This window comes from Ralstonia sp. Ralssp110 (assembly GCF_047325135.1).
Lineage (GTDB): Bacteria > Pseudomonadota > Gammaproteobacteria > Burkholderiales > Burkholderiaceae > Ralstonia > Ralstonia mojiangensis.
The window spans coordinates 1,889,435-1,908,457 of the sequence record NZ_CP168610.1; the positions used below are offsets into that span (position 1 = coordinate 1,889,435).

Annotated in this window: 20 protein-coding genes and 1 pseudogene; 10 read left to right on the forward strand and 11 right to left on the reverse strand. The window is 63.5% G+C overall.

Annotated elements, in window-relative coordinates:
- The first annotated feature begins 14 nt into the window (after positions 1 to 14).
- On the forward strand, positions 15 to 1,526 hold the full coding sequence (locus ACEN9T_RS17735; protein WP_413706647.1) for a UxaA family hydrolase: 1,512 nt from the start codon (positions 15 to 17) through the stop codon (positions 1,524 to 1,526).
- A 6-nt stretch (positions 1,527 to 1,532) separates the two neighbouring features.
- Here ACEN9T_RS17735 and ACEN9T_RS17740 read toward each other — a convergent pair whose 3' ends face one another.
- Both ACEN9T_RS17740 and ACEN9T_RS17745 read right to left on the reverse strand, forming a co-directional pair.
- On the reverse strand, positions 1,533 to 2,306 hold the full coding sequence (locus tag ACEN9T_RS17740; protein ID WP_413706648.1) for a DUF2182 domain-containing protein: 774 nt from the start codon (positions 2,304 to 2,306) through the stop codon (positions 1,533 to 1,535).
- Entirely contained in the window at positions 2,281 to 3,051 is a 771-nt protein-coding gene (locus tag ACEN9T_RS17745) for a DUF899 domain-containing protein (protein WP_413706649.1), read from the reverse strand. The genes ACEN9T_RS17740 and ACEN9T_RS17745 overlap by 26 nt, the downstream gene beginning before the upstream one ends.
- Before the next feature lie 86 nt (positions 3,052 to 3,137).
- Here ACEN9T_RS17745 and ACEN9T_RS17750 point away from each other — a divergent pair, with 86 nt between their 5' ends.
- From ACEN9T_RS17750 to ACEN9T_RS17770, 5 genes and pseudogenes are all read left to right on the forward strand, one after another.
- Complete coding sequence (locus tag ACEN9T_RS17750) at positions 3,138 to 4,358, forward strand: helix-turn-helix domain-containing protein (protein ID WP_413706650.1); 1,221 nt, start codon at positions 3,138 to 3,140, stop codon at positions 4,356 to 4,358.
- 36 nt (positions 4,359 to 4,394) lie between these two features.
- Positions 4,395 to 5,039, forward strand: coding sequence for a DUF5074 domain-containing protein (locus ACEN9T_RS17755; RefSeq protein WP_413706651.1), 645 nt, complete (start codon positions 4,395 to 4,397; stop codon positions 5,037 to 5,039).
- A 123-nt stretch (positions 5,040 to 5,162) separates the two neighbouring features.
- Entirely contained in the window at positions 5,163 to 5,615 is a 453-nt protein-coding gene (locus tag ACEN9T_RS17760) for a MarR family winged helix-turn-helix transcriptional regulator (RefSeq protein WP_413706652.1), read from the forward strand.
- 34 nt (positions 5,616 to 5,649) lie between these two features.
- Positions 5,650 to 5,991, forward strand: a complete 342-nt coding sequence (locus ACEN9T_RS17765; RefSeq protein WP_413706653.1) for a hypothetical protein — start codon at positions 5,650 to 5,652, stop codon at positions 5,989 to 5,991.
- Positions 5,988 to 7,257: pseudogene (locus tag ACEN9T_RS17770) on the forward strand (MFS transporter). Before ACEN9T_RS17765 ends, ACEN9T_RS17770 begins: the two are co-directional and overlap by 4 nt.
- Before the next feature lie 68 nt (positions 7,258 to 7,325).
- On the opposite strand, the gene ACEN9T_RS17775 reads toward ACEN9T_RS17770, so the two are convergent.
- Complete coding sequence (locus ACEN9T_RS17775) at positions 7,326 to 7,529, reverse strand: cold-shock protein (protein ID WP_027677448.1); 204 nt, start codon at positions 7,527 to 7,529, stop codon at positions 7,326 to 7,328.
- A 266-nt stretch (positions 7,530 to 7,795) separates the two neighbouring features.
- On the opposite strand from ACEN9T_RS17775, the gene ACEN9T_RS17780 reads away from it, so the two are divergent.
- Positions 7,796 to 8,008: a hypothetical protein gene (locus ACEN9T_RS17780; protein ID WP_092970510.1), complete on the forward strand. Its 213-nt coding sequence runs from the start codon at positions 7,796 to 7,798 to the stop codon at positions 8,006 to 8,008.
- Positions 8,009 to 8,108: 100 nt separating this feature from the next.
- Here the strand turns inward: ACEN9T_RS17780 and guaA are convergent, their stop codons facing one another.
- The 3 genes from guaA to guaB form a co-directional block, all read right to left on the reverse strand.
- Positions 8,109 to 9,728 (reverse strand): glutamine-hydrolyzing GMP synthase, encoded by a 1,620-nt coding sequence (gene guaA, locus ACEN9T_RS17785; RefSeq protein WP_413706654.1) that lies wholly within the window; start codon positions 9,726 to 9,728, stop codon positions 8,109 to 8,111.
- Positions 9,703 to 10,281 (reverse strand): hypothetical protein, encoded by a 579-nt coding sequence (locus tag ACEN9T_RS17790; protein ID WP_012761917.1) that lies wholly within the window; start codon positions 10,279 to 10,281, stop codon positions 9,703 to 9,705. The genes guaA and ACEN9T_RS17790 overlap by 26 nt, the downstream gene beginning before the upstream one ends.
- A gap of 123 nt (positions 10,282 to 10,404) precedes the next feature.
- Positions 10,405 to 11,868, reverse strand: coding sequence for an IMP dehydrogenase (gene guaB / locus ACEN9T_RS17795; protein ID WP_413706655.1), 1,464 nt, complete (start codon positions 11,866 to 11,868; stop codon positions 10,405 to 10,407).
- A 154-nt stretch (positions 11,869 to 12,022) separates the two neighbouring features.
- Here guaB and ACEN9T_RS17800 point away from each other — a divergent pair, with 154 nt between their 5' ends.
- Together ACEN9T_RS17800 and ACEN9T_RS17805 are read left to right on the forward strand one after the other, a co-directional pair.
- On the forward strand, positions 12,023 to 12,967 hold the full coding sequence (locus ACEN9T_RS17800) for a DMT family transporter (RefSeq protein WP_413706656.1): 945 nt from the start codon (positions 12,023 to 12,025) through the stop codon (positions 12,965 to 12,967).
- Between the two features lie 154 nt (positions 12,968 to 13,121).
- Positions 13,122 to 13,661: a DUF4124 domain-containing protein gene (locus tag ACEN9T_RS17805; protein ID WP_092970518.1), complete on the forward strand. Its 540-nt coding sequence runs from the start codon at positions 13,122 to 13,124 to the stop codon at positions 13,659 to 13,661.
- 3 nt (positions 13,662 to 13,664) lie between these two features.
- Here ACEN9T_RS17805 and ACEN9T_RS17810 read toward each other — a convergent pair whose 3' ends face one another.
- A complete protein-coding gene (locus tag ACEN9T_RS17810; protein WP_092970520.1) occupies positions 13,665 to 14,030 on the reverse strand; it encodes an RnfH family protein in 366 nt (121 codons plus the stop codon).
- Entirely contained in the window at positions 14,017 to 14,454 is a 438-nt protein-coding gene (locus ACEN9T_RS17815; protein ID WP_092970522.1) for a type II toxin-antitoxin system RatA family toxin, read from the reverse strand. Before ACEN9T_RS17815 ends, ACEN9T_RS17810 begins: the two co-directional genes overlap by 14 nt.
- 124 nt (positions 14,455 to 14,578) lie before the next feature.
- Between ACEN9T_RS17815 and smpB the strand changes: the two genes are divergently transcribed.
- Positions 14,579 to 15,025: an SsrA-binding protein SmpB gene (gene smpB, locus ACEN9T_RS17820; protein WP_004626709.1), complete on the forward strand. Its 447-nt coding sequence runs from the start codon at positions 14,579 to 14,581 to the stop codon at positions 15,023 to 15,025.
- A 20-nt stretch (positions 15,026 to 15,045) separates the two neighbouring features.
- Here the strand turns inward: smpB and ACEN9T_RS17825 are convergent, their stop codons facing one another.
- The 3 genes from ACEN9T_RS17825 to ppsA all read right to left on the reverse strand — a co-directional run bounded on the left by ACEN9T_RS17825 (position 15,046) and on the right by ppsA (position 18,990).
- Positions 15,046 to 15,972: an SPFH domain-containing protein gene (locus ACEN9T_RS17825; RefSeq protein WP_004626708.1), complete on the reverse strand. Its 927-nt coding sequence runs from the start codon at positions 15,970 to 15,972 to the stop codon at positions 15,046 to 15,048.
- A gap of 39 nt (positions 15,973 to 16,011) precedes the next feature.
- Positions 16,012 to 16,437 carry an NfeD family protein gene (locus ACEN9T_RS17830; protein ID WP_092970526.1) on the reverse strand — a complete coding sequence of 142 codons (426 nt, stop codon included), beginning with the start codon at positions 16,435 to 16,437 and terminating at the stop codon, positions 16,012 to 16,014.
- A gap of 165 nt (positions 16,438 to 16,602) precedes the next feature.
- A complete protein-coding gene (ppsA, locus tag ACEN9T_RS17835; RefSeq protein WP_092970528.1) occupies positions 16,603 to 18,990 on the reverse strand; it encodes a phosphoenolpyruvate synthase in 2,388 nt (795 codons plus the stop codon).
- Positions 18,991 to 19,023: the final 33 nt, after the last annotated feature.

Below are 19,023 nucleotides of genomic sequence, written 5' to 3' on the forward strand. Positions count from 1 at the left end.
ACCTGCGAAGCACCATGTCCGACTCATCCATCATTCTTCTTGCCCCCGACGACGACGTAGCCGTCGCGCGTGTTGCGCTGGCGCCCGGCGCGGCACTTGACGCTGCGGTGACCACGCGCGATGCCATTCCCGCCGGCCACAAGGTCGCGTTGCGCGACATCGCAGTGGGGCAGCCGGTGCACAAGTATGGGCAGGTCATCGGCGTGGCCACAGCGCCCATCCGCGTGGGTGAGCACGTGCACGTACACAACGTCGGCATGGCAAACTCCGCCGCCGAGCACACTGTGGGCCACGCGTATCGCGCCACCGTGCCGGTCGACACGCCCGCCACGTTCGAAGGGTACGTGCGGGCAGATGGCCGCGTCGGCACGCGCAACTTCATCGGCGTCATCGCCAGCGTCAACTGCTCTGCCACCGTGTGCCGGCATATCGTGCAGGCGGCGCAAGCAGAGGTGGCCGCGTTCCCCAACGTGGATGGCGTTGTCGCCATCACGCACGGCAGCGGCTGCGGCATGGCCGGTAACGGCGAGGGGCTGGAACTGCTGCAGCGCACGCTGCGCGGCTACGCCGACCACCCCAACTTTGCCGGCGTGCTGATCGTTGGCCTGGGTTGCGAGGTCAATCAGGTGGCACCGCTCGTGCAGATGCTGGGGGCACGGACGCCAGTCTTGTTTGCCTCGCTGACGATCCAGGAAGAAGGCGGCACGCGTGAGGCGATTGCTGCCGGCTTGGCCATGCTGCGCGACATGCTGCCGATCGCGAACCAGGTGCAACGCAGCACCGTCCCGGCAAGCCACTTGACGGTAGGCCTGCAATGCGGCGGGTCGGACGGCTATTCCGGCATCAGCGCCAACCCTGCGCTGGGCGCCGCGGTGGATTTGCTTGTGCGACACGGAGGCACCGCAGTGCTATCTGAAACGCCCGAGATCTACGGCGCAGAACATCTGTTGACTGCACGCGCCGCAACGCCTGCCGTGGCCGATGCGTTGATGAAACGGTTGGCCTGGTGGGAGCACTACACCAGCACGCTGGGTGCCGACATGAACAACAACCCTTCGCCCGGCAACAAGGCCGGCGGCGTCACGACCATTCTGGAAAAATCGCTCGGCGCGGTCGCCAAGGGCGGCAGCAGCGGGCTGATGGCCGTGTATGAATACGCCCAGCCTGTGCAGGCGCACGGCCTCGTCTTCATGGACACACCCGGCTACGACCCTGTCTCAGCCACGGGCCAAGTTGCAGGTGGCGCCAACCTGATCTGCTTCACAACGGGCCGCGGGTCCACCTATGGCTGCAAGCCGGTGCCCTCCTTGAAGCTGGCCACCAACAGCACGCTTTTCCGGCACATGGAGCTGGATATGGATTACGACTGCGGCGGCATCGTCGATGGCCGCCTCAGCATTGCACAGGCCGGCCAGGCGCTGTTTCAACTGATGCTGGCCACAGCGTCGGGCGACCACACCAAGAGCGAACTCAACGGCCTGGGCGACAACGAGTTCGTACCCTGGCAGCTTGGTGCGGTGATGTAAGGCAAGTCATGGCAACGCGGCGGAAGCCAACTGTAGCAACCCCGCCACGATCGCCACAGCACCAATGCAGCGGGCTACGCGGTCACCGGCGGGCGCCAGGCGCTCCAGCGTGATCGCCGCTGACACCGCCGTCATTGCGCGCAGATCCATGACGCCGATCACAAGGAGGATTGCCGTGAGGCCCGCGCAAGAGCAGGCGCAGCGCATGCCGAGGCGCAAGCCATATCGCCACGCTGTACTGCCCAGTGCAGGCGCCGTTCGGCACCCTGCAAGCTGCCGCGCCTTCCATGCGCTGAGCTGCAGTGCACCGGCCGCAAGAACGACTGCACCGCTGGTAGCCGGCAACGCGCGCGCCAGCACGGGCCACGTCATTTCAAGCTGGGCCACCGCGGCGCCCAGCGCAAAGACCATCGCGCCGATCAGCCCCCACACGGCAAAGTACGCCGTGCCTGCCAACGCGGTGTGCGCATCAACATCCGGCTTGCCCGTCATGTGAAGCGCAACGCGATACCGCCGCAGCATCGGCAGTAAAGACGGCAGCATCATCGCCACCATCATCACCGTCCACATACCAATGAAGGACGCGGCAAAACTCCACCACGTCTGACCGCACATCGGCATCCACGCCATCGGCATCGCGGCCACGGCTGGCATGGCGTCGCACCACGCCACCGTCGCTGCCGTGCTGGCGATGAACAGCAATGCCGAGACGGCCAGGAAGCCGCGCTCGGACACTGCATGCTCGCGTGGCAGCTCAACGCTGCTGAGCGTACTCGTCATGGCGACGCCACCAGACACCGGTTTCGTTGCGGCCGAGCGGCGCGCGATCGAGCCACTGGTATGCGCCCCACAAGCCGTCGAGGCCGCGCGCGTAGGTGGAATACGTGTGGTACACGACACCGTCTTCCAGCACGAACGCGCTCATGCCAGGCCGGTCGCGCACATAGGTGGGCGCGTCGGTGCCGCACATGCTGGCGAACTGCTGCACAGGTTCGGGCAAGTCGGATGCATCCATCACGTGGCTGCCGCGCACGTAGTTGTAATCGACGCTGCCTGCGCGCTGCTGGTCTTCTGTGATGGAGACGTTGAAGTCGTAGTTGAAATTGCTGCCCACCGACGACGCCCACGGAAAACGCCAGCCCATCCGCTCCCGGTACTCCAGCAGCTTGGTCAGTGGCCCGCGCGACACCGCCATCAGCGTCACGTCGTGGTTCGCCAGATGCGTGACGAAACCGTCAAAGCCATCGGCAATCATCGAGCACGATGGGCAGCCCGCCTTATAGTCCGGCCCGAACATGAAGTGATAGACGAGCAGTTGCGAGCGCCCGGCGAACAGATCGGCCAGCGACGCACTGCCATTCTCGGTTTCAAAGCGGTAGGTTTTGTCGATGCGGACCCACGGCAGCGCCTGCCGGCGGCGCGCGAGTTCGTCGCTGCGGCGCGTGAGTTCCTTCTCGGCCTTGAGCAGTTCAATGCGCTCTGCCAGCCAGGTTGCGCGGGTTGCGGTCGGGTGTGTTGCACTCATGCTTGCCTCCGTTTTGAGTGAGTGGTCGTGTGCTAGATTAGGCGCCGACCTCAAACGGCGGGAGTGACAAGTGTGGCGGGATTCGAATGGATTCATTGATCACGGCTGCAGCCCGCGCACTCGCTGCCGGTGACCCATTCGGAGCGCTGAACCGCGTCGCCTTGCGTGACGACGCGCCAGCACTCGCGCTGCGCGGCATCGCCATGGCACAGCTCGGTGACTTGGCACGCGCCAAACTCCTGTTGCGTCGCGCCGCCCGCGCATTCGGCTCGCGGGAAGCCTTGGCACGCGCACGCTGCATCGTCGCGGAAGCCGAAGTCGCCCTTGCTTCGCGCGATCTGGGCTGGCCCGCCAAAACCCTCGACGCGGCATGCGCCACGCTGGAGGCGCATGGCGATCACGTCAACGCCGCACACGCGCGGTATCTCAGCATCCGCCGCCTGCTGCTGATCGGCCGCCTGGACGATGCAGAAGCTGCGCTCGCGGCGCTAACCCCGGCGCATCTTCCTCCGGTCTTGCGGGCGGCGCATGCGCTTGTCGTCGCCGGCATTGCCATCCGACGTTTGCAGACCGCTGCCGCACGCGCTGCCTTGAGCGACGCAGATATCGCGGCGCGTCAGGCCGGCATCCCGACGCTCACCGCCGAAGTCGAACGTGCCGCCCTCGCCTTGAGCGCACCGGCTGCGCGCCTCATCTCGCGCGGCGAAGAACGCGTCCTGCGCCTTGATGATGTCGAAGCCCTCTTTGCGTCGGACGCGCTGGTGGTGGATGCATGCCGACTCGCCATCCGACACATCGATGCGGTCGTCCCACTTGCCACGCGGCCCGTGCTGTTCACGCTAGCGCGAGCACTTGCCGAAGCGTGGCCCGAAGATGTCCCCCGAGACGCCCTCATCGCCCGGGCGTTCCGCACCCGGCATCCCGACGAATCGCACCGCGTGCGACTGCGCGTGGAGATGGGGCGTTTGCGCACGGCACTTGGTGCGTTGGGCACGGTCAAGGCGACCAAGCAAGGATTCGCGCTGCAACCCCACGCGGCGCAAAAGGTGGTGGTGCTCGCGCAACCCCTCGACGAGCAATACGCCGCCGTGCTGGCGTGCCTGGCCGATGGGGAATCGTGGTCCAGCTCTGCATTGGCATTGGCCCTCGGGGCCAGCCAGCGCACCGTACAGCGCGCGCTCGACGCATTGGCCGCCGCCGGCAAGGTGCAGTTCTTCGGACGCGGGCGCGCGCGCCGCTGGGTGACGCCGCCGGTACCCGGATTCGCGACCACCTTGTTACTCCCCGCACCGCTGCCAAGTGACTAGGATGAAGGCTCCACAACCGACCCCAGCGAGTCCAACATGAAACGATCCACCGCCGAAGTCGTGCGCGAATACGGCCCATTCCTTGGCGCAGAGAACGTCGGCGGCGTGACCTACGATGGTCAACACGTCTGGTTTGCTGCCGGCGGTCAGTTGAAGGAACTTGACCCCGACAGCGGCAAGACGCAGCGCTCCATCGACGTGCCGGCCCATGCCGGTACCGCGTTCGACGGACGGCACCTGTTCCAGATCGCCGAAGACCGCATCCAGAAGATCGACCCGCAAACCGGCAACGTGCTGGCCACGATTCCCGCTCCGGGAGCGGGCGGCGATTCAGGCCTCGCTTGGGCCGAAGGCACGCTGTGGGTCGGTCACTACCGCGAGCGCAAGATCCGCCAGATCGATCCGGAAACCGGCAAGGTGTTGCGCACCATAGAATCCAACCGCTTCGTAACTGGCGTCACGTGGGTCGACGGCGAACTCTGGCACGCCACATGGGAAGGCGATACGAGCGAGCTGCGGCATATCGATCCGCAAACCGGCGAAGTGCTGGAGCAGCTTGACATGCCAGCCGGCATCACTGTGTCAGGACTCGAGTCGGATGGCGCCGATCAGTTTTTCTGCGGTGGCGGCACCACCGGAAAGATTCGCGCGGTACGGCGGCCCCGCAAGCAGGCGGCATAGTAGCGATACCGCACACGGAAGGAACGAGGCCCGCTCAAATGCGGGCCTTCTTGTTTGCGTGGCCCGCGCATAACATTACAGCTTAACTGCACAGTTAAACTGTATTGATGCTATGCTCGCGGCATGGCTAAATCACCCTCCTCCACCGAGCCCGCGCCGCCCGCCGCGCTGGCCGGCGATCTGCGCATTGCGCTCGGCAAGCTGTCCCGGCGCCTGCGCGAACAAGTCCACCCAAACGATCTCACCCACGCGCAAAAGTCGGTTCTGCTGCGCCTGGACCGTGATGGCCCGGCCACCGTGTCTGCGCTTGCGCGGGCCGGCAGTGTGAAGCCGCAGTCGATGCGGGTCACCGTTGCAGCACTGGAAGCAATGGGCGCAGTTGTCGGCAAGCCCGATCCGACGGATGGCCGGCAAACGCTCATCGAATTGACGCCGGGCTTTCGGAAAGCACTCAGGGAAAGCCGCGCCGCGAAGGACGATTGGCTGTTCCGCGCACTGCAGGCGCAACTGTCCGCCGCCGAGCAAGCTGAGCTGACGAAGGCCGTGACGTTGCTGCAACGGCTGGCAGAGTTTTGAGCCTCTTTTACTGTTCCTGATCCGGAGTGTCGGCATGGCATGGTCGCATCTCATCTCTTGGTTTTTCGGCGGCGCATTCCTCGCCAACGCTGTGCCGCACTTCGTCTTCGGTATCGCAGGCAAACCATTTCAGAGCCCATTCGCAACGCCGCCCGGCGAAGGTCTTTCGTCTTCTACGGTGAATGTGCTGTGGGGGGCGTTCAATCTGGCCGTCGGTTACGTCCTCGTCCTGCGGGTTGGTGATTTCCACCTGCGAAACACAACCGATGCCGTTGCGATCGGGTTGGGCATCCTGGCGCTCGGCGTGCCGCTGGCACGGCGCTTTGGCCGGTTCAACGGAGGCAATCTCGGCAGCGGCCTGCCGGAACACCAATGAACACATCGGCAAGTACGCCAGCAACAGGCGTCTTCCGCTCACTGCGGGTTTTCAACTACCGCTTGTGGGCCGTGGGGTCGCTTGTGTCCAACGTGGGCACGTGGATGCAGCGCACCGCACAGGACTGGCTGGTGCTGACGCAGCTCACGCACCACAACGCTTCTGCGGTGGGCACGGTGATGGCGCTGCAGTTCGGCCCGCAGCTTCTGCTGTTGCCGTGGACGGGCGTTGCCGCAGATCGCTACAACCAACGCAAGCTGCTGATGGCCACCCAGGCGACATCGGGCGTACTGGCGCTGATTCTCGGGCTGCTGACCGTGACGGGCATTATTCAGCTCTGGCACGTCCTACCTGCTGGCGTTTCTATCCGGCTGCGCGTCGGCGTTCGATGCACCGGTCCGCCAGACGTTCGTGGCAGAACTGGTGGGCGACGGCGATCTGCCCAATGCGGTTGCGCTCAACTCGACCTCGTTCAACGCGGGTCGCATGGTCGGGCCAGCAGCGGCGGGCATGGCCATCGCCACCATCGGTACAGGCTGGGCATTCCTGGCCAATGGGCTTTCGTTCATCGCCGTGCTGACTTCGCTCTTTTTCCTGCGCAAATCCGAACTGCGCCCGAATGCGCGTGCACGGCGCTCGCAAGGCGGCTTTGCCGAGGCCATCCGTTACGTGTGGGCTCGCCCCGATCTCAAGGCCATGCTGGTCATGCTGTTCCTGATTGGCACATTCGGGTTGAACTTCCCAATCTTCATCTCGACAATGGCCGCGAGCGTCTTCCACTCGGATGCGCGCGGCTACGGCGTGTTGTCGTCGATGATGGCGATCGGCACGATATCCGGCGCGCTTTTCGCCGCGGGGCGCAAGCGGCTGGAGTTCAAGTCGCTGCTGATCGGCGCTGCGATGTTCGGGCTGGGGTGCACGTTGGCGGCCATCGCACCGGGCTATTGGCTGTTTGCTGCCGCGCTCGTCATCACCGGCATGGCGGCGCTGACGTTTACCAACACGAGCAACAGCCTGATGCAACTCTCGACCGAACCTGCCATGCGTGGTCGGGTGATGGCGTTGCGCGTGGCCATCGCGTTGGGCGGCACCCCGATCGGCGCGCCGATCGTGGGCTGGGTGGCAGACCATCTCGGCCCGCGCTGGTCACTTGGTGTGGGAGCGCTCTCGGGCCTGCTTGCGGCAGCGGTTGCCGTCTATGTGATGCGACGGCAGATTCACCTACCGCGGCAAGAGCCTCCGACGCTGGGGCAAAGCGCGTCTTGAGCAGATCGACGTTGTGTCGAAAAAAAACCCCGCGATGCGGGGTTTTTTCTTGGCAGATGAACGACCGATCAGATCGCTTCGATCTTCGTGGCAGCCGGGCCCTTCTGGCCAACGCCTGCAACGTAGCGAACCTTCTGGCCCTCTTGGAGGGACTTGAACCCGCTACCCTGAACTTCAGAGAAGTGAGCGAAGAGATCGTTGCCGCCTGCGTCCGGGGTGATGAAGCCGAAGCCCTTGGAGTCGTTGAACCACTTTACTGTGCCGGTTTCCATGTTGGATATCCTAAAAAGTTCTGCATGAGCCTGTGCTCATCAGGCACGACAATCAAGGAAGAAACATGGAGCAAAGGAAGCACCGCTTGGTGTGACAACCCAGAACATCGGAGTAACTGCTTGAAGATCCTGCGAGGATGGTTTCTACAGATATTTCAGACCCGCGTCAACAAATAATTGGATAAGCTGCACCTTTGACCTTCCCCTGCTCCCCACCGTTGAGCCAGCACGCCCCAGTTGGCATGCCCCTTGAGAGACCCATCAGCATGACACTCTGCTCGGCTTGCGCCGCAATCGAACTCCATAAGCGCGGCGCGCCAGGCCATGCTTTGCTGAGAATCACCGACACGCAGCGCATCAAGTCCCCCTCCGCGCGTCCGGTCACGATCAGCACGTTCTCGTGCCCCACATGCGGCGCACGGTGGGTCTACCGTGACGAAAAGAACGTGGACAACCAAGGCTGGTCGCTGGAGGTGTAGACGCCATTCCGGTAGCTTCTCGGCAGGCGCTGGACAGCCAACTGTAAGGAAAAAAAAAAGCCCGCATAACGCGGGCTTCTTCCGACGTGGGAGGTGAATCTCACTCCCATTCGATCGTCGCAGGCGGCTTGCCCGACACGTCATACACGACCCGGCTCAACCCGCGCACTTCATTGATGATGCGGTTCGACACACGGCCCAGCAGCGTGTACGGCAGATGCGCCCAATGTGCGGTCATGAAATCGGTGGTCTGCACAGCACGCAGCGCAGTGACGTAGTCGTACGTACGGCCATCGCCCATCACGCCGACGGACTTGATCGGCAAGAACACGGCAAACGCCTGGCTGGTCAGGTCGTACCAGCTCTTGCCGACATCGCCTTCACCGCACAGGCCGGCGGCCGCGTCTTGCGCCGTAGCCTTGGTGCCACGCAGTTCTTCGATGAAGATGGCGTCGGCACGGCGCAGCAGGTCTGCGTATTCACGCTTGACCTCGCCCAGAATGCGCACGCCCAGACCCGGCCCCGGGAACGGATGGCGATAGACCATCTCGTGCGGCAGGCCCAGCGCCACGCCAAGCTCACGCACTTCGTCCTTGAACAGATCGCGCAGCGGTTCGAGCAGCTTCAGCCCCAGCGTTTCCGGCAGGCCGCCCACGTTGTGGTGGCTCTTGATCGTCGTCGCCTTCTTGGTCTTGGTGCCGCCCGATTCCACCACGTCCGGGTAGATCGTGCCCTGCGCCAGCCACTTGGCGTTGCTGAGCTTCTTGGCTTCGGCCTGGAACACTTCAACGAACTCGCGGCCGATGATCTTGCGCTTGGCTTCCGGATCCGTCACACCGGCCAGGTGACCGAGGAACTGCTCGGAGGCGTCCACGTGCACGACCTTGGCGTGCAGGCGGCCGGCGAACATGTCCATCACCATCTTGCCTTCGTCAAGACGTAGCAGGCCGTGGTCGACAAACACGCAGGTGAGTTGGTCGCCAATCGCACGGTGAATGAGCGCCGCTGCCACCGATGAATCCACACCGCCCGACAGGCCGAGGATCACCTCCTCATCACCGACCTGCTCGCGGATGGCCTTGACGGCTTCGTCGATGTGGTCGCGCATGACCCAGTCGGGCTTGGCACCGGCAATTTCCAGAACAAAGCGCTCGAGCATCGCGCGGCCTTGCACGGTATGCGTAACTTCCGGGTGAAACTGCACGGCGTAATAGCCACGTGCCTCATCGGCCATACCGGCGACCGGGCAGCTCGGCGTCGAGGCCAGCAGCTTAAAGCCGGGCGGCAGTTCCGTAACCTTGTCGCCGTGGCTCATCCAGACCTTGAGCATGCCGTGGCCTTCCGGCGTGGCGAAGTCCTGGATGTCCTTGAGCAGACGCGTGTGGCCATGTGCACGCACTTCGGCGTAACCGAATTCGCGGTGGTCACTCCACTCCACCTTGCCGCCCAGCTGCACGGCCATGGTCTGCATGCCGTAGCAGATGCCGAGCACCGGCACGCCCAGGTCCCACACGGCCTGCGGGGCGCGCAGCTGATGGTCTTCGTACGTGCTGGCATGGCTGCCGGACAGGATGATCGCCTTGGGCGCGAACTCGCGCACGAAGGCGTCGGACACGTCGTTCGGGTGGATCTCGCAGTAGACGTGTGCTTCACGCACGCGCCGCGCAATCAGTTGCGTGACCTGCGAGCCGAAATCAAGGATGAGGACTTTGTCGTGCATGTTGTGGAGGGATGGAATCGGCAATCGTGTCGACTTCAGTGCCGGGGCCGTAGCCCGGAGGCGGCATGTAGCCAGGTTCTTTGCGTTGCGCCTTTTCTGCGCGTTCGCGTTCGCGCGCGGCCGCGGCGTCTTCCCGGGCCTTTTGCGCGCGCACGCGCTCATGGGTGCGCACACGGCGCGAGGCGGGAATCTGCACAGCAGAAAACGCCGCCAGCACCGCAGCAAACGTCGGCAGCCAGATGCGGCCGGCGCCGTCCACCGGCAAGTGGAAGAACAGCAGCCAGGCGATCACCAGCACGGCGACCGCCAGGTTCACATGACCGACCACCTGCGCCACGGCGGTCGTCAGTTGCCCGTTGACGGTGGCGTGCCACAGCAGCCAGGCCACGCCAATCAGCGTGACACCGAGCAGCTGGCCGTACATCGCCGGCTCCGGCTGCGGCAATTGCAGCGCGCCGAAGATGGACGTCATTGGTGAAGCCAGCAGGACGAGACCGACGCACAGTGCGACAGCCGCATCCAGAAACAGAACGAGTCGCAAAAGCGCTTTCATCATCGTCTCCAGTTGCGGGCGGCCGCCCGTGCTTCGGCCACCGGTTGATTCGGCCGGAGCGCCCGCGCGCCCCGGCGGCAGTACTGCGTGCCTTCTATCTTGTATGCGGTGATCGGCAACCGATCAGTCGCGGTGATAGTTCGGCGCTTCCTTCGTGATCTGCACGTCGTGCACATGCGATTCGTTCATGCCGGCAGCGGTGATCTCGACAAACTGGGCCTTCTCGTGCCATTCGGCAATCGACGCGCAACCGCAGTAGCCCATCGACGAGCGAACGCCGCCCGTGAGTTGATGCACGATCGGCAACGCGGAGCCCTTGTACGGCACGCGGCCCTCGATGCCTTCGGGCACCAGCTTGTCGACGTTGGCGGTGTTGTCTTCCTGGAAGTAACGGTCGGCAGCGCCGTCCTTCATCGCGCCCACCGAGCCCATGCCGCGGTAGCTCTTGTACGAGCGACCTTGGAACAGGAACACCTCACCTGGGGATTCGTCCGTACCGGCAAACATGCCGCCCATCATCACGGTGTGCGCGCCGGCAGCCAGGGCCTTGGCGACGTCGCCCGAGTAACGGATACCGCCGTCAGCGATGAGCGGAACGCCGGTGCCCTTCAGTGCCTCGGCCACATTGGACACGGCAAAGATTTGCGGCACGCCCACGCCAGCGACAATCCGCGTCGTGCAGATCGAGCCCGGGCCAATGCCAACCTTCACGCCATCCGCGCCATGGTCGACCAGCGCCTTGGCTGCGTCGCCCGTGGCAATGTTGCCGCCAATCACCTGCACTTGCGGATAGTTGTCCTTGATCCAGCGCACGCGGCTCAGTACGCCCTGGCTGTGGCCGTGCGCAGTGTCCACCACGATCACGTCCACACCGGCCTTGACCAGCAAATCGATACGCAGATCGTTATCCGGGCCCACGCCCACCGCCGCACCCACGCGCAGCGAACCGCGTTCGTCCTTCGACGCCAGCGGATATTCGGTGGCCTTCTGGATGTCCTTGACGGTGATCAGGCCACGCAGCTCGAAAGCCTCGCCCACCACCAGCACACGCTCCAGGCGGTGCTTGTTCATCAGGCGCTTGGCCTCTTCCAGCGAAGCGCCTTCCTTGACGGTGACGAGCTTCTCGCTCGGCGTCATCTTGGCGCGCACCGGGGCGTCCAGCTCCTCTTCGAAACGCAGATCGCGGTTGGTGATGATGCCCACCACCTTCTTGCCTTCCAGCACCGGGAAACCCGAAATGCCATGCTGTGCCGACAGCGCCATCACGTCGCGGACCTTCATGTCCGGACCGATGGTGATCGGGTCGCGCAGCACGCCCGATTCAAAGCGCTTGACCTTGGCGACTTCGCGCGCCTGTTCTTCGGGCTTCAGATTCTTGTGGACGATACCGATGCCACCTTGCTGCGCCATGGCGATGGCGAGCCGCGCTTCCGTAACCGTATCCATGGCGGCGGAGACGAGCGGAATGGCAAGTTCGATCGAACGGCTGAGCTTGGTGCGAAGGGACGTATCGCGGGGCAGGACGGCCGAATAGGCCGGGACGAGCAGCACATCATCGAACGTGAGTGCTTTCTGGACAAGACGCATAGCAATTTCCTCTAGGCGCAAAATCGGATTATACGGGAATTCGCCCCACGGTTGTAGAGACCCGTGCTATGCTCGATAAATTTTTCTTCGCGCACGCACCTCCAGCGCCCTGCGCCACCAGCGGCCGCGCCGAATCAGCCTCGCGAGTGTTCGAATGGGAATTGGCGTATTGTGCGCCCTGCTGGCTGGGGCGATGTGGGGCATGGTCTTTATTGCACCCCGCGCGCTACCTGCGTTTTCACCGTGGGAACTGACCCTCGGCCGCTACCTCGCCTACGGCGCCATCGCAGTCATTGCCGCTGCTCCAATCCTTCCCCGCATTGCCCGTAAGATTACCCGCGCCGATTGCCTGGCGCTGGTGATGCAATCCTGCAGCGGCAATCTTGTTTACTTCGTTCTCGTGGCGTTTGGCGTGCAACTGGCTGGCGTTGCACCCACCTCACTCATCGTTGGCATCCTGCCCATCACGGTGACCATGCTTGGCCGGCGCGATTACGGCGCCGTGCCGCTCTGCCGGCTGATCTGGCCGCTATTGGTTGTCGCTGCTGGCATCGTCTGCATCAACGTCGATCTATTTGGCCATCAAGCAGAAACGGCAGCCACGAACGTCCGGCCGGTCTGGCAACGCATTGCCGGCATCGCTTGCGCAGTGGGCGCGCTTTGCAGCTGGACCTGGTATGCCGTAGACAATGCCCGCTACCTGCAGCGCAATCCGCATTTCTCCAGCAACGAATGGTCTGCGTTGTACGGCATTTCGAGCGGCATTCTGTCGGCCGCTTTGACCTTGATGGCCCTGCTCCCGGTTGGTACAAGCTGGATGAATACCGGCGGACGTGACTGGAGCACGTTCTGGGCGGTCAATGCCGCCGTAGCACTCGGCGCGTCGCTGATCGGCAACAACTTGTGGAACATCGCCTCCCGACGGCTGCCGCTTACGCTGTCGGGCCAGATGATCGTGTTCGAGACGCTGTTCGCGCTGGCATATGGCTTCGTGTATGACGGCCGCTGGCCGCGTCTGCTTGAGATGGCCGCAATCGCCTTGCTGATTGCGGGTGTCGGCTGGTCGGTGCGCTTGCACGCCAACGACAAGTCTGCATAAACTGGGCGCCTTGCCGGGGGGCGAGTCGACAGGCCAAGCTAGGCCGTCGGCCTAAATTGGCGAGTGGCGATCACGCCACCGGGCTCCCGTGCGCGTCGAGGGGCCGTCGTCGGGTCGGCCAGCGCGCCGTCGGCAGTCCACGAACGAGAACTTCATGAAACGACTGCACGTCCTGTTGCCTGCCACCGCCACCCTGATCGCCGTTGCTTGCCCGGTTGCCCAGGCGCAATGGGCTTGGCAATGGCGCGATGACAAGGGCCACATGGTCTACAGCGACGCCGCACCGCCGCCGTCGGTGCCACCCAGCCGCATCATCCGCAACCCGAACAGCCGCACGGCCACGGCCTACGAGGCGCTTTCCGCGCCGGCCTCGGGCGTCAAGGCAACAGACCCGAACGCCGCCGCGAAACCCGGCCAGGCGGCCTCCGGCGTCGCCGCGTCCAACCCGGACGAAGAGCTGCGCAAGCGCATGGCCGACCGCGCCAAGAAGGAACAGGACGAAGCCAAGCAGGCGGAGCAGGCCCAGCGCAAGCAGGCAGAATGCCAGCGCCTTCGCGCCGACACCGCCTACCTGCAAGGCGGTCGCCGCTATGCCACGCCGCAGCCGGATGGGTCGCTTTCGTATATGGATGACAACCAGCGCGCCCAAGCCATTCAGCGTAACCAAGCTGTGCTGGACCAGAACTGCGGCTAAGACTTACTCGAGGACGTCGTCTTTGGGGGGCGCCTCGTTGCGCAGCCACTTCAGCCCTTCGCGCGTGCCGGTGGCCCGCACCTTCTGCACACGCCGCCGGCGAGCCGTTTTCGGATCGGCGATCAGCGGACCCAGGATTTCCACCCGATCGCGCGCATGCAATGCGGCATCCGGCGTCTTGCGCTTGCCGTAGACGCCCAGCCGGCAGGTATCGATGGTCAGATCCAGGCCGTTGAGCAAGCCGGTCGCATGCACGGCGTCAGCCACCGTCGCCTGCGCCGGCACTTGCACACTGACGAGCCGCGGCGGCGTGACCGTCGCCAGGCAGACCATCACGTCGATCACGACGTTGGAATCAGGATTCGCCATACACCGTCTCAGCGCGTTTGACGAACGAATCGACAAAGGTGTTGGCAATCATGCTGAACACCGGACCGATCAGCTTTTCCAGAATCACGCTCGAAAACTCGTAATGCAGGTGGAAGTTGATCTTGCAGGCATCCGCGCGCAGCGGCGTGAAGATCCAGAAACCGGTGAACGACTTGAAAGGCCCATCTGCGAACGTCATATCAATGCGAGTGGGCCGTATTTGCACGTTACGCGTGCGAAAGAACTGATGAATGCCCTTGAAGGCGATGTCCACACGCGCGTCGAGTGACGTTTCCGTCTGTTCGTAGATTTCAACGCCGCCGCACCATGGCAGGAAGTTCGGATAGTCCTTGACGTCGGTGACCAGGTCGAACATCTGTTCGGCCGAGTAGCCTATCAACACGGTTTTTTCAACGTCTGCCATGCGTGATCCGAAAGCTTTGCGTGCCGCGTCCCGGCTGGGATTGCGGCGGATTTGTTAAACTCGCCATTTTATCGCAGCGCATGCAGGGATCGTCACCCCAAGCGCGCACCGCATATTCAAAAATATGACCATCGCCGACAACAAAAAGGCCTTTTTCGATTACTTCATCGAAGAGCGCTACGAAGCAGGCATGGCTCTTGAGGGCTGGGAGGTGAAAGCCATCCGGGCCAACCGTGCGCAGATCAAGGAAGGCTACGTTGTCATCCGCAACGCCGAACTGTTTCTGATCGGGGCCCATATCAGCCCGCTGCAATCGGCCTCCACGCATGTCAATCCAGACCCCGTGCGCACCCGCAAGCTGCTGCTGCACGCCGAAGAGATCAAGAAGCTCATCGGCAAGGTGGAGCAGCGCGGCTACACGCTCGTGCCGCTCAACCTGCACTACACGCGCGGCCGCGTAAAGTGCGAAATCGGCCTCGCTAAAGGCAAGAAACAGTTCGACAAGCGCGAAACCGAGAAGGACCGCGACTGGCAGCGCGAAAAGGCGCGCCTCATGCGCGAGAAGGCCTGAGCCCTCTCGCTTCCCGACTTTTACGCGCTCGGCCGTTGCTGCTTCACAATCGTCAACGCTGACGCAATCATCGTGCTCAGGTCGCCCATGTTGCCCGGCACGATGAGCGTGTTGCCCTGCTTGGCCAGGTTGCCGAACGCGCTGACATACTCTTCCGCCACCTTCAGGTTGACGGCATCGACGCCGCCCTCGGTACGAATGGCCTGACCGATCTTCTGGATTGCCTGCGCGTTGGCTTCAGCCACCGCCAGAATCGCCGCCGCTTCGCCCTGCGCCTTGTTGATCGCGGCCTGCCGTTCCCCTTCTGATTTTTGGATGGCGGCCTCGCGCGCACCAGATGCCAGGTTGATCTGCTCCTGGCGTTTGCCTTCGGATGCGGCGATCAGCGCACGCTTTTCACGCTCGGCCGTGATCTGCGCCTGCATGGCGTGCAGGATTTCCTTCGGCGGCGTCAGATCCTTGATTTCGTAGCGCAGCACCTTCACGCCCCAATTCGATGCGGCCTCATCCAGCGCATTGACCACGCTGTGGTTAATGAAGTCGCGCTCCTCAAACGTCTTGTCCAGTTCCAGCTTGCCGACGACCGAACGCAGCGTCGTCTGCGCCAGCTGGGTGATGGCGATCACGAAATTGCTCGAGCCATATGAGGCCCGCATCGGGTCGGTCACCTGGAAATACAGGATGCCGTCCACCTGCAGTTGCGTGTTGTCCTTGGTGATACAGATCTGGCTCGGCACGTCGAGCGGGATTTCCTTGAGCACGTGCTTGTAGGCCACACGATCAACAAAGGGCAGCACGATGTTGAGCCCCGGCGAGAGCGTCGCGTGATACTTGCCCAGTCGCTCCAGAATCCAGGCGTGCTGTTGCGGCACGATCTTGATGCCTTGCGCGATGAGCACGATGGCGGCAAACAGGACGATGATCGCGAGAGTCCCCAGCTCGAACATAGAACCTCCGTGGTTGGGCTTGTTGGTTGTTGTTGGCGGCTACCTGGGCGCGACGACAAGCACGTTGCCACGCACTTCGACGATCCGGAATTCGCCAGCGGCGGCCGATGCGTGCGGTGCAAGTTCGACATCCCATGCGGCGCCGCGATATTGCACGCGCGCGCGGCGCTCTGGCGACCAGGCATCGACACGCAACGTCTCGCCGATGTCCAGATTGACGTTGCGATTGCGCGCGGCACTCTCACGTGTGGTCCGTCCGTAGCGCGTGCGCCGCAGCCCGACGATGCCGAACACCGCCACGATGGCGGCCACGATGGTCTGAGCAGGAAACGCAAGGCCGATCAGCGCGGCGAGACCGCCAGCAACCAGCCCGATTGCCACCATCAGCAGATAGAACGTCCCCGTCATCAGCTCGCCGATGACGAGAAGCACGGCCAGAGAAAACCAGACGGTCTGAGCCGACATACTCCCTCTCCCGGAATCCCATGAAAAAACCCCCGCGACGCTGCACGTCTGCGGGGGCATGTCGCTCGGCCCCCGTCAGCGTTGGACGCTCTCGGGCACTTCGCGTTCTTGTTGGCGCGTACCCGTCAGGATACGCGCCTTGTCTTACGACGCTCTAGGTCGGAATTAAGCCGAACCCAGCTTCTGCCACGTGTCGATCACCGAATCCGGGTTCAGCGAGATCGACGAGATACCTTCCTTGGCCAGCCACTCGGCAAAGTCCGGATGGTCAGACGGGCCCTGGCCGCAGATGCCGACGTACTTGTCCATCGACAGCGCCGTGGAAATGGCACGCTGCAGCATGAACTTGACCGCCGGATCGCGCTCGTCGAAGTCCTTGGCCAGCAGCTCCATGCCGGAATCGCGATCCAGACCCAGCGTAAGCTGCGTCAAGTCGTTCGAGCCGATCGAGAAGCCGTCGAAATGCTGCAGGAATTGCTCAGCCAGGATCGCGTTGGACGGCACTTCGCACATCATGATCAGGCGCAGGCCGTTCTCGCCACGCTTCAGACCGTACTTGGCCAGCAGCTCGACAACCTTCTCAGCCTGGCCGAGCGTGCGCACGAACGGCACCATCACTTCGACGTTGGTCAGGCCCATCTCGTCGCGCACGCGCTTCATGGCACGGCACTCCATCTCGAAGGCTTCAGCGAAGTCTTCGGCGATGTAGCGCGAGGCGCCACGGAAGCCCAGCATCGGATTTTCTTCGTCCGGCTCGTAGCGCGAACCACCGATCAGCTTCTTGTACTCGTTGGACTTGAAGTCGGACAGACGCACGATCACGGGCTTCGGATAAAACGCCGCGGCGATCGTGGCAATGCCCTCGGCCAGCTTGTCAACGTAGAACGCACGCGGGCTGGCATGGCCGCGAGCCACGCTTTCCACGGCCTTCTTCAGGTCGCTGTCAACCTGCGGGTAGTCGAGGATCGCCTTCGGGTGAACGCCGATGTTGTTATTGATGATGAATTCCAGACGGGCCAGGCCCACGCCGCCGTTCGGGATTTGGCAGAAGTCGAACGCCAGTTGCGGGTTGCCGACGTTCATCATGATCTTGGTGCTGATCGTCGGCATTTCGCCGCGCTGGACTTCCGTGATTTCGGTTTCCAGCAAGCCGTCGTAGATCTTGCCTTCGTCGCCTTCGGCGCACGAGACCGTCACGAGCGTGCCGTCCTTCAGCAGATCGGTTGCATCGCCGCAGCCGACCACCGCCGGCACACCCAGCTCACGCGCGATGATGGCCGCGTGGCAGGTACGGCCGCCACGGTTGGTGACGATGGCCGAGGCGCGCTTCATCACCGGCTCCCAGTTCGGGTCGGTCATGTCGGCAACCAGCACGTCGCCGGGCTGCACACGCTCCATTTCAGCCGGATCGTTGATCACGCGCACCGGACCCGTGCCGATCTTCTGGCCGATGGCGCGGCCGGTGGTCAGCACCGGTGCCGAGCCCTTCAGGCGGAAGCGCTGCTCAACCTTGCCGTGCGACTGGCTCTTCACCGTCTCCGGGCGTGCCTGAAGGATGTAGATCTTGCCGTCCTTGCCGTCGCGGCCCCACTCGATATCCATCGGGCGACCGTAATGCTTCTCGATGATGACGGCGTACTTGGCCAGCTCCGTCACATCCGCATCGCTGATGGAGTAACGGTTGCGGAGTTCGCCCGGCACGTCGACGGTCTTCACGCGGCCTTCTTCGCCCGGCGCGGTGAATTCCATCTTGATCAGCTTGGAGCCGATCGAGCGGCGGATGATCGGGTATTTGCCCGCGGCCAGCGTCGGCTTGAAGACGTAGAACTCGTCCGGGTTCACGGCACCCTGCACCACCGTTTCGCCCAGGCCGTAGCTGGAGGTGATGAAGACGACCTCCTGGAAGCCCGATTCGGTGTCGATCGTGAACATCACGCCCGAGGCGCCGCAGTCCGAGCGCACCATGCGCTGGATGCCGGCCGACAGGGCCACCACGTCATGGGCGAAGCCCTTGTGCACGCGGTAGGAAATCGCACGGTCGTTGTACAGCGAAGCAAACACGTGCTTGATCTTGTCGAGCACGTCATCGATGCCGAGAACGTTGAGATAGCTCTCTTGCTGGCCGGCGAACGAAGCGTCAGGCAGGTCTTCGGCGGTGGCCGACGAGCGCACCGCGAACGATGCCTCGGCGCCTTCGCGGGCCGACACGCGAGCGTACGACTCGCGAATCTCTTGCTCCAGTCGAGGCTGGAACGGTGCGGTGGCGACCCACTCGCGGATCTCCTTGCCGGCGGCAGCCAGCGCCTTGACGTCGTCGACATCCAGGCTGGCCAGGCGCTGCGAGATGCGCTCGGTCAGGTTGTTATGTGCAAGGAAATCGCGGAACGCCAGTGCCGTGGTGGCAAAACCGCCCGGAACGCGCACGCCGGCGCCATCCAGCTGGGAAATCATCTCGCCCAGCGAAGCGTTTTTACCGCCGACGACCTCAACATCGGTCATCCGCAATTGCTCGAACGGCAGCACATAGGCGCCGTCTTGCGACAGGTTAGTCATACAAGCCCCTAAACTAAGTGAAAAACCGGTCGG

What these genes read in the sequence shown, in the direction of transcription:
- ACEN9T_RS17735 (WP_413706647.1), top strand. Translation starts at nt 15, where the DNA reads ATGTCCGACTCATCCATCATTCTTCTTGCCCCCGACGACGACGTAGCC.
- ACEN9T_RS17740 (WP_413706648.1), bottom strand. Translation starts at nt 2,306, where the DNA reads ATGACGAGTACGCTCAGCAGCGTTGAGCTGCCACGCGAGCATGCAGTG.
- ACEN9T_RS17745 (WP_413706649.1), bottom strand. Translation starts at nt 3,051, where the DNA reads ATGAGTGCAACACACCCGACCGCAACCCGCGCAACCTGGCTGGCAGAG.
- ACEN9T_RS17750 (WP_413706650.1), top strand. Translation starts at nt 3,138, where the DNA reads ATGGATTCATTGATCACGGCTGCAGCCCGCGCACTCGCTGCCGGTGAC.
- ACEN9T_RS17755 (WP_413706651.1), top strand. Translation starts at nt 4,395, where the DNA reads ATGAAACGATCCACCGCCGAAGTCGTGCGCGAATACGGCCCATTCCTT.
- ACEN9T_RS17760 (WP_413706652.1), top strand. Translation starts at nt 5,163, where the DNA reads ATGGCTAAATCACCCTCCTCCACCGAGCCCGCGCCGCCCGCCGCGCTG.
- ACEN9T_RS17765 (WP_413706653.1), top strand. Translation starts at nt 5,650, where the DNA reads ATGGCATGGTCGCATCTCATCTCTTGGTTTTTCGGCGGCGCATTCCTC.
- ACEN9T_RS17775 (WP_027677448.1), bottom strand. Translation starts at nt 7,529, where the DNA reads ATGGAAACCGGCACAGTAAAGTGGTTCAACGACTCCAAGGGCTTCGGC.
- ACEN9T_RS17780 (WP_092970510.1), top strand. Translation starts at nt 7,796, where the DNA reads ATGACACTCTGCTCGGCTTGCGCCGCAATCGAACTCCATAAGCGCGGC.
- guaA (WP_413706654.1), bottom strand. Translation starts at nt 9,728, where the DNA reads ATGCACGACAAAGTCCTCATCCTTGATTTCGGCTCGCAGGTCACGCAA.
- ACEN9T_RS17790 (WP_012761917.1), bottom strand. Translation starts at nt 10,281, where the DNA reads ATGAAAGCGCTTTTGCGACTCGTTCTGTTTCTGGATGCGGCTGTCGCA.
- guaB (WP_413706655.1), bottom strand. Translation starts at nt 11,868, where the DNA reads ATGCGTCTTGTCCAGAAAGCACTCACGTTCGATGATGTGCTGCTCGTC.
- ACEN9T_RS17800 (WP_413706656.1), top strand. Translation starts at nt 12,023, where the DNA reads ATGGGAATTGGCGTATTGTGCGCCCTGCTGGCTGGGGCGATGTGGGGC.
- ACEN9T_RS17805 (WP_092970518.1), top strand. Translation starts at nt 13,122, where the DNA reads ATGAAACGACTGCACGTCCTGTTGCCTGCCACCGCCACCCTGATCGCC.
- ACEN9T_RS17810 (WP_092970520.1), bottom strand. Translation starts at nt 14,030, where the DNA reads ATGGCGAATCCTGATTCCAACGTCGTGATCGACGTGATGGTCTGCCTG.
- ACEN9T_RS17815 (WP_092970522.1), bottom strand. Translation starts at nt 14,454, where the DNA reads ATGGCAGACGTTGAAAAAACCGTGTTGATAGGCTACTCGGCCGAACAG.
- smpB (WP_004626709.1), top strand. Translation starts at nt 14,579, where the DNA reads ATGACCATCGCCGACAACAAAAAGGCCTTTTTCGATTACTTCATCGAA.
- ACEN9T_RS17825 (WP_004626708.1), bottom strand. Translation starts at nt 15,972, where the DNA reads ATGTTCGAGCTGGGGACTCTCGCGATCATCGTCCTGTTTGCCGCCATC.
- ACEN9T_RS17830 (WP_092970526.1), bottom strand. Translation starts at nt 16,437, where the DNA reads ATGTCGGCTCAGACCGTCTGGTTTTCTCTGGCCGTGCTTCTCGTCATC.
- ppsA (WP_092970528.1), bottom strand. Translation starts at nt 18,990, where the DNA reads ATGACTAACCTGTCGCAAGACGGCGCCTATGTGCTGCCGTTCGAGCAA.